Here is a 12,766-nt window from a genome sequence, read left to right on the forward strand (position 1 = left end):
CGAACACAGAAGTTAAGCTTCAGCACGCCAAGAGTAGTTGGGGGATCGCCCCCTGCAAGGGTAGGACGTTGCCACGCAACCCAGAGTTTTTAACCATTTGGTTAGGAACTCTTTTTTTGTGCCGTAAATTAGGTGTATAATTACCAACAATTAAGTCATAAGGGTAGTGATTTTATGAAAAAACAACGCTGGTATCGTTTTTCACTCGGTTGGCAAATTGTATTTGGCTTGTTCTTAGGGATTATCTTAGGTGTTATTTTTTATCAGAATAAAGATGCCATTAATGTAATGCAAAACATTGGGACTATGTTTATTAGCCTAATTCAAATGATTGTTTTACCAATTGTGGTTTCTTGTTTAACGGTTGGGATTGCCGGAATGGGTGACATCAAAAAGGTCGGACGAATTGGGGTAAAGACGCTGGTTTACTTCGAATTAATGACCACGGTTGCTATTATTTTGGGTCTCTTAGTCGCTAACATCACTCATCCCGGAACTTACATTAATGTTCATCAAATGCATGGATCGACGGACATTAGTCAATACATAGCGACTGCCAAGCAATCCAAAAATACAGGAATCTGGTCCATGATCATGAACTTAATTCCTACTAACATCTTTGCGTCATTAAGCAAGGGTGATATGATGCCCATCATTGTTTTTTCGGTCTTCTTTGGTTTAGGAACCGCAGCCATCGGTGAAAAGGGACAAATCATTATTAACTTCATGAGTGCGGTCTCAGAAGTTATGTTTAAAATTACAAATTGGGTCATGCACCTAGCTCCAATTGGAGTTTGTGCCCTAATTGGGGTCACCTTGGCCGAACTAGGAATTAAGGCCCTGTTACCGTTAGGTTATTTTGTTTTCTTAGTTTACCTCACTATGCTTGTTTTCGTTCTGGTAGTAATGGGAGTCGTGGCTCGCCTCTGTCATTTCAAACTCTCGGACCTTTTGGCGGTTATCAAGAATGAAATTGTTTTAGCCTTTTCGACTGCCAGCTCTGAGGCGGTTCTACCTAAGATGATTCAAAAAATGGATCACTTTGGCGTTAGTCCATCAATCGTTTCGTTCGTTATCCCAACTGGGTACACCTTTAATCTTGACGGTTCGGCAATCTATCAGTCACTGGCGGCTCTTTTTCTTGCTCAAGCTTATAACATTCACTTATCGATTGGACAGCAGGTCACCTTACTGATTGTATTGATGATCACTTCAAAAGGAATGGCTGGAGTTCCAGGGGCCTCCTTTGTTGTTCTGCTTGCCACTATTTCAACGATTGGCGTTCCCATGTCTGGTTTGACCTTCATCGCCGGCATCGATCGGTTCATTGATATGGGTCGGACGGCAGTCAACGTGGTCGGCAATTCACTTGCGACGGTTGTAATTGGAAGTTCTGAACATGAATTTAACCGGAAGCAAGCGAATAGTTATGTCAAACAAGTTAAATCAAAAAAAGCATAATCGTTAAAGCTGAAGTTGGACATTTAAGCTGGCTTCAGTTTTTATTTTGTCGTTTGTTAAGAAATTGATAAAAAAGCATTGACAGGATTGGTCGTTTCAATTTACAATCAGTGAAACTAATGAAAGGAAGTTTTAGCGATGACGGCACCCGTAGTTTCCATGATTAGCATTTTATTATTCATTTTAGTCACAGTGATGATTAAAAATTGTGTGGATAATAAGATGCCTTTAAGTCAGAGCTAACTTCTTCTTTAAGTCCTCACAGTTTTGTTGGTAACTGCGGGGGTAAGTAGGTAATGTCCTCCAGTTATGTGAACTGGGGGACTTTTTTATTTTCAAGAAGTTAACTTTAATAAATAGTTTAAGGAGGGTTTGAAATGACAAATAAAGAAACGCTGGATCACGAACAGCGGGCTTATTCAAAGGCGGCACGAATTAAATATTTTGATATTGTAATTAAATCAGGGGCCGGAGCCATTTTAACGGACGAAGATGGACGCAGTTACATTGACCTCTTATCCAGTGCTTCATCAACTAATACTGGACATTGTCATCAGAAAGTTGTCAAAGCCATTTCAGATCAAGCTAGCCGGTTGATTCAATACACTCCAGCCTATTTTGCGACTTCTGAAGAAGCTAAGTTAGCGCCACGATTAGCTGAATTGGCTCCAATTGACGGGCAAACTAAAGTGGCCTTTGGTAATTCTGGGTCTGACGCGAATGATGCGATCATTAAATTTGCGAGAGCATTCACGGGCCGTCAATACATTGTGAGTTTTACCGGTGCTTATCATGGTTCTACGTATGGATCGATTAGTACTTCGGCAGTTAGTCTCAACATGTCACGCAAAATTGGGCCACTCTTACCTGGTGTAGTTAAGGTTCCCTATCCAAGTCCATGGAATCGTCTAAAGGGTGAAAATGATGATGAATTCAGTGATCGGATGTTTGAGGCCTTTAAGTTGCCATTTGAGACTTATTTACCAGCTGAAGAGACGGCGGTCATTGAGATCGAAGCCATTCAAGGTGATGGTGGTTTTATTAAAGCACCAGAACGTTTTTTAAATCGGGTGTATCGATTCGCCAAGGATCATGGCATCCTATTTGCCGTAGATGAGGTTAATCAAGGACTCGGACGAAGTGGGAAGATGTGGTCAATTGATTATTTTAAGGATATTCATCCAGATTTAGTTGCGATTGGAAAGTCAATTGCATCCGGATTGCCGCTCAGTGCCGTTGCGGGTCGAAAAGAAATTATGGATGCCTTGGATGCACCTGGGAATACCTTTACGACGGCTGGTAATCCAGTGTCGGCGGCCGCTGCTAACGCTACTCTAGACGTCATTGAAAACGAACACTTGGTAGAACGAAGCGCAAGATTAGGCAAACAGGCCAATCAATTCTTTAAGCAAATGCAAAACCGGTTTCCCTTTATTGGGGACGTTCGGATGTATGGATTAAACGGTGGAATTGACATTGTTGACCCTCAGACCAAGAAACCAGATGGTAATACTGCCAACAAACTAATTTATCGGATTTTTGAGTTAGGGGCCATCATGATTACCGTCCGTGGCAATGTTTTACGTTTCCAACCACCGTTGGTAATTAAAGAAACCGATTTACAAAAAGCCTTTTCAATGATTGAGCAGGCAATGCAAGAATTAAATGACGGAAAATTAACTAAATCACCCGCAAATATGGGTTGGTAATCAAAAGGAGTTTGAAGCATGAAAAATATTTGGCACAAGATGAATGAAAAAGTTGATTTTCATTTCTATATATCTAAAGATAAACACTTGGAAAAAACCATGACCGTCAAGGACTTCCTCGCCCTTGGCCTTGGAACCATCCTTTCAACGTCAATTTTCACCTTACCTGGGATTGTAGCAGCCAAGTACACCGGTCCGGCCGTTGTCATTTCGTTCATCCTAGCAGCACTAGTAGCTGGCCTCGTAGCAATGAATTACGCTGAAATGGCGTCCGTCTTGCCCTTTGCCGGCTCTGCTTATTCGTGGATCTCAGTCCTGTTTGGTAAATTTTGGGGCTGGATCGTTGGCTGGGCGCTACTAGCGGAATACCTAATCGCCGTGGCCTTTGTTGCCGCTGGACTCTCATCAAACGTCCAAGGACTAATCTCGCCGCTTGGAATTACGCTACCGAAGGCAATTTCTTCCCCACTTGGTACTAACGGAGGGGTAATTGATATTATTGCCGTTTTAGTGTTGGCACTTGTCACTTACATCTTGATGCGTGGTGACCGACAAACAACTCGAATTTCAAACGTGTTGGTAGTGTTGAAACTGCTGGCAATCGTTGCCTTTATCGTGGTTGGGGCGACCGCTATCAAAGCCCAAAACTACGTTCCGTTCTTCCCGAAAAGTCATCCGAATCCTGATGGAACGGTCTTTGGTGGCTGGCAAGGGATCTACGCTGGAATTTCAACGATTTTTCTCTCCTACATTGGGTTTGATTCCATTGCCTCTAACTCTGGTGAAGCTAAGAATCCCCAAAAAACCATGCCACGTGGCATCATCGGTTCGTTAGTAATCGCTACGATTTTCTTTATTTGTGTTTCACTAGTGTTGGTAGGGATGTTTAAGTACACCATGTATACTAACAACGCCGAACCAGTGGGGTGGGCGCTTCGACAAAGTGGTCACACCATCGTTGCCACCGTCGTTCAGGCCGTGGCGGTTGCCGGGATGTTAGTGGCTTTAATTGGAATGATGATGGCTGGTTCCCGTTTAATCTATTCCTTTGGCCGTGACAAAATGTTGCCCAAGGCCGTTGGCAAACTGAATCAAAAAAAGATTCCAAGTAATGCGCTCTGGATCATCACCATCATTGGAATCATTCTGGGGGCCATTTTTCCGTTTACCTTCCTCGCCCAATTGATTTCAGCTGGGACGTTAATTGCCTTCATGGCGGTCTCACTGTCCATGTATCCACTCAGAAGACGCGAAGGGAAAACCCTCCCCAAGGCGGCTTACCGGATTCCTTTTTATCCAATCTTACCCGCATTAGGCTTTTTGGGTTCCCTCGCTGTCTTTATGGGACTCGATATTCAGGCTAAAATTTATGCGGTCGTTTGGTTCCTGTTGGGTGTCATTATTTACTTCGTTTATGGCATGCGTCACGCCGACTCCAAGATTCCCGACAGTGATGATCAAGAGATTGACGAGAACCTTTAAGTGTTGAATATGTGACTTTTATCCCAAAGGTGGTTGAAAAATCAATATTCGCGTAGTACTCTTAGAACAATCTTAAAAGAAAAGGGTGAATTAGTAATGTCAGATAAAAGGAAGAAAGTTGTTCTAGCATATTCTGGTGGTCTTGATACTTCAGTTGCGATCGCTTGGTTGACTGATAAAGGTTATGACGTCATTGCAACCTGCATCAACGTTGGCGAAAACAAGGACCCAGAATTCATTAAAAATAAAGCGCTAAAGGTGGGTGCCGTCCGCTCATACGTCATTGACGCTCAAGATGAATTCGCTGATGAGTATGCTTCAGTCGACTTACAGGCCAACGCCATGTACGAAGGATCGTATCCGCTTGTTTCTGCTTTATCAAGACCTTTGATTGTAAAGAAATTGGTTGAGGTCGCAAAGAACGAAGGCGCCGATGCGATCGCTCATGGTTGTACTGGAAAAGGAAACGATCAGGTCCGATTTGAAGTTGCTATTCATGCCCTTGCTCCCGACATAGACGTGTTAAGTCCAGTTCGTGACTGGCACTGGTCTAGAGAAGACGAGATTGAGTACGCTAAGGATCACAATATTGATATCCCAATTGATTTAGATTCACCATATTCAATTGACAGTAATATCTGGGGTCGTGCTAACGAAGCCGGGGTCTTAGAAGATCCATGGGTTAGCGCTCCAGAAGATGCCTTTGATATGACCAAACCGGTTGAAGAAACGCCCGATGAACCAACCGAACTAGAAATTACGTTTAAAAAAGGTCTTCCAGTTGCGTTGAACGGCAAGCCCATGAAATTCGCTGATATCATCAAGGAGTTAAATACGATTGCCGGTGAAAATGGAATCGGTCGAATTGACCACATTGAGAATCGGTTAGTTGGAATCAAATCCAGAGAAGTCTATGAGACTCCTGGGGCAACGGTGCTCCTTAAAGCTCACAAGGAACTCGAAGATTTGACCTTTGAAAGAGGCTTGGCACACTTCAAGCCCATTGTTGAAAACGAAATCAGTGAGGTCATCTACGACGGACTCTGGTTCTCACCACTAATGGAGTCACTTCAGGCCTTTTTGAAGGATTCGCAGAAACACGTCAGTGGGGTGGTCAGAGTTAAGTTATTTAAGGGTAACGTCACCGTCCTTGGTAGGAAGTCAGAGAACTCGCTGTATGATAAGGATCTTGCTACCTACACCTCATCGGATTCATTCGACCAGGTGGCTTCCAAGGGCTTTATCAAATTGTGGGGTCTTCCAACGAAGGTGAACTCCCAGGTTCAGATTAAAAATCAAAAGCAAAAGGACAAAAGTAAATGAGCGATAAACTATGGGGTGGCCGCTTTACCGAGCAACCTGATGAATCGGTTGATAATTTTGGTTCGTCAATCTCTTTTGACCAGTTAATGGCTGACGAGGATATTGAGGGATCGCTGGCTCACGTAAAAATGCTAGAAAAGACTGGCATTCTTCCCGCTGACGACGTTAAACAGATTGTCAGTGGCTTAGAGGGCATTCAAACCGATTTGCACGCTGGTAAAATTAAGTTCTCCAAAGCAAATGAAGATATTCATATGAATATTGAAAAGATCCTCACCGATCGGATTGGTCCGGTAGCCGGAAAGCTTCACACGGCGCGTTCCAGAAACGATCAGGTGGCAACGGATTTTCATTTATACCTAAAAAAGCGGCTTCCCAAAATCATTGACGAGATTACGATTTTACAGAAGACGTTGGTGAAGATGGCGGATGAAAACGTGGAAACCATCATGCCGGGTTATACGCACCTTCAGCATGCCCAGCCCATCTCGTACGGCCACTACTTGATGGCGTACTACCAGATGTTGAAGCGGGACAAGGAACGTTTTGAGTTTAATGAGAAGCACACGGACATGCTGCCACTGGGAGCGGCGGCTCTTGCTGGGACCACGTTTCCCATTGACCGGCAGTTTACTGCCCAAGAACTTGGCTTTGATGAGGTCTATGCCAATTCGTTAGACGCTGTTTCTGACCGTGACTTTGCCCTGGAATTTCTGAGTAACTGTTCCATCTTGATGATGCATCTGTCCCGTTTCTGTGAAGAGATTAGTATGTGGGTTAGTTATGAGTTTCAGTACTTAGAAATCAGTGACGAGTATTCGACTGGTAGTTCAATCATGCCGCAGAAGAAAAATCCAGACATGGCCGAACTGATTCGGGGAAAGACCGGGCGCGTGTATGGTGACTTGATGGGACTTCTGTCAACCATGAAATCACTGCCATTGGCCTATAATAAAGACTTACAGGAAGACAAAGAAGGGGTCTTTGATGCGGTTAAGACCGTCTTGCCGGCACTCAAGGTGTTCAACGGGATGCTCTCCACCCTAAAGATCAATAAGGACAAGATGCGTGATAGTACCAAGCATGATTTATCAAACGCAACCGAGCTGGCCGACTACTTGGCGGCCAAGGGGGTTCCGTTTCGTGAGGCCCACGGAATTGTTGGTAAATTAGTCTTAAACTGCATTCAGACGCACCGTGACTTACAGGACATGAGTTTAAAAGAGTTACAGAAAGCCTCATCTGTAATCCAGGACGATGTCTATCATGAACTTGATCCAGAAGTGGCCGTAAAGCGCCGTAACTCCGAAGGTGGAACCGGGTTTAAGCAGGTCAGAGCGCAGATTGACAAGGCTAAAGCTGAATTAAAATAAAAAAAGCAAAAAAGACTGAAGCCGCATGGCTTCAGTCTTTTTGTGTTCTCTGGTAGCAAATTTTCTTAAATTAGATTTGCTTTTCATTTCACAGGTGGTACACTTTGAAAAATTAATTAAGAAATTGTTAAGGAGATGAAGTTCAATGAGTAAGTCGAAGTTAAAGACGGTCATGCAGTTGTTGTTAGTCGTTGTCATTGTTGGAATGGGTACCTTGTTAACACGACGACCAGCACACGCGGATGACCAATCATTGAACCGAGTCAAGCAATCAGGCACACTGACGGTTGGAACCGCTCCGGATTACCCTCCGTTTGAGTTTCAGGTTAATAGGAATGGGAAACAGGACGATGTCGGACTTGATATTGACATTGCCAAACAGATTGCGAAAAATTTACACGTTAAGTTAAAGATTAAGAATATGAGTTTTGATTCCCTGTTGGTAGCCGTTCAGTCGGGTAAGATTGACATGGCAATTGGCGGAATTAATCCGACTCCCGAACGGAAGCAGAATGCTGATTTCTCCAAGATTTACTATAGCGGTGGACAGGATTTTCTCATCAACAAAAATGATGCCGGCAAAATTAAAAACAAAAATAGTTTAAAGGGGCAAAAGGTTGGAACCCAGACCGGGACCCTGCAACAAAGTTTAGCTAAAAAGTATATTCCCAACGCGCACGTAGTTGGGATGGACAAGACACCAGATTTAGTTCTGGCACTTAAGACCCACAAGGTTGCTGCCGTCGGGGTTGAAAAGCCGGTGGCTCAAGCCTATGTCGCAAACGATCATGCCCTAAAGGCCGTTGATTCGGGGTACAAATTAAATAAAAACGACGTTGGGACTGCCATTGCGTTTAAGAAGGGTAACACGTCCCTTGTAAGCGCCGTCAATCAAAGTATTGATCAGATTCACCAAAAGAAACTGATTCCACAATACTTAAAGGATGCCGGGAAGCACATGAAGGTTAATACCCACAACACGTCAATGTGGCACTACTGGAAATACTTCGCTACTGGGGTTGAGTATACTTTAATTATTTCAGTCGTTTCCGTCTTCTTCGGCATCATTCTTGGCATCATCTTGGTACTGATGAGACTCTCGAAATACAAGTTCTTGAGCTGGCCGTCAGTCGCCTACACCGAGTTTGTCAGAGGAACACCTATGATGGTACAGGTCCTGTTCGTCTACTTCGGTTTAGGCGTCCTGGTTAACATTCCCGCGTTAACCGCCGGCATTATTGCCGTTTCCTTAAACAGTGGTGCTTATGTCAGTGAGATTATCAGAGGTGGGATTAACGCCGTTGACAAGGGGCAGTCAGAAGCATCGAGAAGTCTGGGGCTTTCTAAAAAAGACATGATGGCATCGGTTATTTTGCCCCAGGCCTTTAAGAACATTTGGCCCGCCCTTGGAAATGAATTTATCACCATTATCAAGGACAGTTCCATCGTTTCAATCATTGGAGTAACAGAAATCGTGTACGAACTAAACATCGTTCGGGCTGACACTTACAGAGGAGTGGCACCAATTGCCGTCGCAATGATTCTCTACTTTATCCTCTCGTTCTCGTTGTCAAGGGTGCTGAACTACTTTGAAAGAAGGATGAACCATGACTAAAACTGATAATGAAGCGTTGATTCAAGTCAACGATTTGAAAAAAGATTTTGGAGCAAATGAGGTCTTAAAAGGCATCGACGGAACCATTAAAACGGGCCAGGTCATCTGTGTGATTGGTCCCTCTGGTTCTGGTAAGAGTACCTTTTTGCGGTGTCTGAACATGTTGGAAGAACCCACCAGTGGACAAATTATCTTTGATGGAAAGGATCTTACCAGGTTCAACCACAAAGAGGTTGCTACTTTGGGTGAACGGATTGGGATGGTGTTTCAAAGCTTTAATCTTTTTCCTAACATGACCGTCTTAGAAAATTTAAAGCTGGCTCCTAAAAAAGTGAAACACGTCAGAGATCAGGAGGCCGCTTCAATTGGACTGAGATTACTAGACCGAGTGGGATTAAAGGGGAAGGCCAATGTTTATCCGTCCAGTCTCTCTGGTGGACAGGCCCAAAGGGTTGCCATGGCTAGAGCACTTGCCATGAATCCGCAAGTTATGTTATTTGATGAACCGACAAGTGCACTTGATCCTGAAATGGTCGGTGAAGTGCTTCATGTCATGCAAGGACTGGCTAATGAGGGCATGACGATGATAGTGGTGACCCATGAGATGGGGTTTGCGAAAAAGGTAGCCGATGAAGTCTGGTTTATGGCGAACGGTTACATCCAGGAAAAGAATACACCGGATCAGCTCTTTGACCATCCCCAAAATCAACGAACTAAAGAATTTATCGATAAAATTATTAATGAAGATGAGTAGACTAAAAGAGCTTCCAAACGGAAGCTCTTTTTATTTTCTGACCGTTAAATTATTCGGGATGGTGGCGACATAGGGGTCGTGTCTTTTTAGATACTGCACAATTAAGTCGGAGGCACTGTCTGGACTTTCGTTGATTACCTTCTGGGCGTTAAACATGTCATAGTCGCCACCACCAATGGCCCGATAGTTATTTAACGCAACCTTTAATTCCTGATTATAAGCAACGGGCTGATCGTGATAGTTGAGTTTAACCACCCGTTTGCCAACCGGTTGGGAGATGTCAAATTCGTAGTCAATTCCACTGTAGATGTCGTAGTTGAATAGTTGCATTTTGGGGGTGATGAATTTGGGGTCAATGACAATCTTACCGTTTTGAATGGCGAAAAATTCGGCACATTTTTCGAGGGCCCGCTTTAAATCCGCTCCGGTAATTTTTTCGGCCATAATGGTGTTGGGGTAACTGTAACCGTTGATGATTTCACGCATTGAAATGTCATGATGAAAGCCCTTAATATCATCGTTGAAGAGGGCGGTTCCGGCGATATCAACGTTCATTGCATCCATCTCCACCCGATTGATAAAGTCGATGTAGGGATGATTGTTCATTCGGACCTTCATGGGATCGTCAATCAGCATGCTTGCTCCCGTGGTCTGGCCGACTGGTTGATCCAGCCAGTCTTCCACCTCGCTTTCGATTTGATGATCGGGAATTAGGTCATAGTCTGGTTGGGTGTGAGCCGTTGAAATGAGATGACTGGAACTTCTAACAAGCTGTTTGTTAGAAGTTAAATCCAGGTCAATTTCACCGACATCACTGCCGTGAACTCCAGGTTGAGTGAAGGAAACGCCATTAATTTTTCCCGCCAACTGACGGTGCTGATGACCCGTAATGAGGGCATCAATTCCAGGGACTTCCGTCGCAATGCGGTAGCCTTCGTTTTCTGATGTGTCCTTTTCGGTTGGCTGACCAGTTTTGGGATCGGCTTCAATCCCACCATGGTAGGCGACAATGACCACGTCAGCCCTTTGACGTAATTCGGGAACATACTGCTTAGCCGTTGCTAGTGCTGAATTAAATTTTAATCCTTGAATATTATTGGGACGCTCCCAATTGGGAATAAAGGCGGTCGTTAGTCCTAGAATGGCAAACTTGACGCCTTTTTTCTCAATAATTACGTACGGTTGATCGGCAATCTTGTTAGAAATGGCACCCTCAATGTTGGCGTTCAAAATGGGGTAGTTCCGTTTACTCTCAGTGTCCCTAATGTACTGTTGGCCGTAGTTGAACTCGTGATTTCCCAGGGTGGCAGCATCATATCCAACGTCAGCCGTTATTTGACTGAGAAGACGACGTTTGTCTACGCCCTGTTCTGACAAAAAGGTTGAAAATGGTGATCCCTGAATCCAGTCACCATTTTCAATTGCTACGACAATTTCGTCGTCTTTTTCGTCCTGTTGAGCCTTCTTGATGATGGCACCCGCCTGAAGCATGCCAAGTGAAGCGTGGTTATTGCGGGTTGTATAGTTAGTGGGGTACACGTATCCATGCACGTCACTGGTTGATAAAATTCGGACTTTCAAATTATTATGCCACCTTTTCCGTGTTTTCTGATGTAGTGATTTGCGCCTTGTTTTCGTGTTTTAATTCCTTGATTGACAGCATGATTACGAAGCTAACGAGGTAAATTCCGCTCAAAAAGAGGATCACAGCCATGAGGTTAAAGCGATCCATCAAGAATCCAATCAGGACGGTGGAAAAGCTGCCGACACTTTTGGCAATACTCATGATGGTGTTGTTGGCCGTTGCCCGAATCTCGGTGGGATAGAGCTTACTGACGATGGTTCCATAACCACTATACATCCCGTCGGAACAGAAACCAACGATTCCACCACCGATTAAAAATTCCAACTTATTTGAAGCGATAATCAGCAAAAAGACCGAGGCAGCGGCGGCTAGTAGCCAGATGCCGTATGCTAGGCGACTGCCGAGGTGATCTTGAACGATTCCAAAACACATGATTCCCAGCGACATGCCGACGATGGTCGCAATCATCCAGAGAGAGGAACCGGCCACTGAGATGTGCATTCTTTCTTGAGCAATTGAGGGAAGCCAACTAATGAGACCGTTATATCCGGCGATGTGGATCATGAACATAATCATGATTCTGACCGTTAGAAAGCATTCTTTCGGGGTGGCGAATAATTCGGTCCAGTGGCTGAAATCACGGTTAGGATCTTTTTCAATGGCGTTTCGGTTCTCGGTAAATTCTTTACTCTCGGGTAAGTGAAATCTGATAAACCAAGCTAAGATAACGGGAACGATCCCAATGAAGAAGAGGACGTGCCAACCAAAGTGGGGAAGAATAAAGGCAGATAGGAGGGAGGCAATAATTGAACCAATCTGACCGCAGACTCCAGCAGCGGCCGACAAGCGACCAAGATATTTCTTTGAGAAGGCCTCACTTAGCATGGTAATCGCAATCCCATACTCACCAGAATTACCGATTCCGATGATGATGCGAAAGAGACATAGCATCCAGAACGAGTTGGTAAGTCCCATTCCGGCGGTTCCAATGGCATAGATGATGATCGTCCAGCAGAGGGTTTTGACCCTTCCATAACGGTCGGCGATTGCGCCAAAGCCAATCCCACCGAAAATTGATCCGATGGCGGTAATGGCTGGCAGTAAGCCACCCTGAGCCTTTGAGATGTTTAAGCTAATGATGATTGAAGCCAGTGCCAGTGACATAAACATGGCGTCCATTCGTTCTAGAATGAACCCAATCCCAGTTGACCACGTGATGCGCTTTTGATACTTTGTCAATTTTGGCATAAAAAAATTGTCCTCCCATTTAATTCTGCAGGGTCCAGATTCACCGCACAGAATAGCATGAGAACACAATCGTTCAATCATTATATGTATAACATGTTATGCTTGTGGCTTCTCTGAACCATTTAAAGCTCTATATTGTAATTAATATTATCATAAAGTTGATAAAATGCAACGGAGCCAGTTTGTAATTATTAGATGATAATTGGATGAATTTGC

The 12,766-nt window shown here is 44.2% G+C and carries 9 protein-coding genes; 7 read left to right on the top strand and 2 right to left on the bottom strand.

The annotated features are described in order from the left end of the window. Positions 1–174 precede the first annotated feature (174 nt). The 7 genes from AC6UDF_RS03950 to AC6UDF_RS03980 all read left to right on the top strand — a co-directional run bounded on the left by AC6UDF_RS03950 (position 175) and on the right by AC6UDF_RS03980 (position 9,717). Positions 175–1,461, top strand: coding sequence for a cation:dicarboxylate symporter family transporter (locus tag AC6UDF_RS03950; protein WP_500694135.1), 1,287 nt, complete (start codon positions 175–177; stop codon positions 1,459–1,461). Between the two features lie 377 nt (positions 1,462–1,838). Continuing rightward, complete coding sequence (locus AC6UDF_RS03955; protein WP_500694134.1) at positions 1,839–3,170, top strand: aspartate aminotransferase family protein; 1,332 nt, start codon at positions 1,839–1,841, stop codon at positions 3,168–3,170. 18 nt (positions 3,171–3,188) lie between these two features. Next, positions 3,189–4,652 carry an APC family permease gene (locus AC6UDF_RS03960; protein ID WP_500694133.1) on the top strand — a complete coding sequence of 488 codons (1,464 nt, stop codon included), beginning with the start codon at positions 3,189–3,191 and terminating at the stop codon, positions 4,650–4,652. Between the two features lie 96 nt (positions 4,653–4,748). After that, on the top strand, positions 4,749–5,975 hold the full coding sequence (locus AC6UDF_RS03965; protein ID WP_500694132.1) for an argininosuccinate synthase: 1,227 nt from the start codon (positions 4,749–4,751) through the stop codon (positions 5,973–5,975). Continuing rightward, a complete protein-coding gene (gene argH, locus AC6UDF_RS03970) occupies positions 5,972–7,348 on the top strand; it encodes an argininosuccinate lyase (protein WP_500694131.1) in 1,377 nt (458 codons plus the stop codon). The genes AC6UDF_RS03965 and argH overlap by 4 nt, the downstream gene beginning before the upstream one ends. Before the next feature lie 145 nt (positions 7,349–7,493). Continuing rightward, positions 7,494–8,963 carry an ABC transporter substrate-binding protein/permease gene (locus tag AC6UDF_RS03975; protein ID WP_500723849.1) on the top strand — a complete coding sequence of 490 codons (1,470 nt, stop codon included), beginning with the start codon at positions 7,494–7,496 and terminating at the stop codon, positions 8,961–8,963. Continuing rightward, positions 8,956–9,717, top strand: coding sequence for an amino acid ABC transporter ATP-binding protein (locus AC6UDF_RS03980; RefSeq protein ID WP_500723851.1), 762 nt, complete (start codon positions 8,956–8,958; stop codon positions 9,715–9,717). The genes AC6UDF_RS03975 and AC6UDF_RS03980 overlap by 8 nt, the downstream gene beginning before the upstream one ends. A gap of 30 nt (positions 9,718–9,747) precedes the next feature. Here AC6UDF_RS03980 and AC6UDF_RS03985 read toward each other — a convergent pair whose 3' ends face one another. Together AC6UDF_RS03985 and AC6UDF_RS03990 are read right to left on the bottom strand one after the other, a co-directional pair. Then, a complete protein-coding gene (locus AC6UDF_RS03985) occupies positions 9,748–11,298 on the bottom strand; it encodes a bifunctional metallophosphatase/5'-nucleotidase (RefSeq protein ID WP_500723854.1) in 1,551 nt (516 codons plus the stop codon). Positions 11,299–11,302: 4 nt separating this feature from the next. Beyond that, positions 11,303–12,550 (bottom strand): MFS transporter, encoded by a 1,248-nt coding sequence (locus tag AC6UDF_RS03990; RefSeq protein ID WP_500699561.1) that lies wholly within the window; start codon positions 12,548–12,550, stop codon positions 11,303–11,305. Positions 12,551–12,766 lie beyond the last annotated feature (216 nt).

Source organism: Fructilactobacillus sp. X2R6C1 (genome assembly GCF_059901295.1).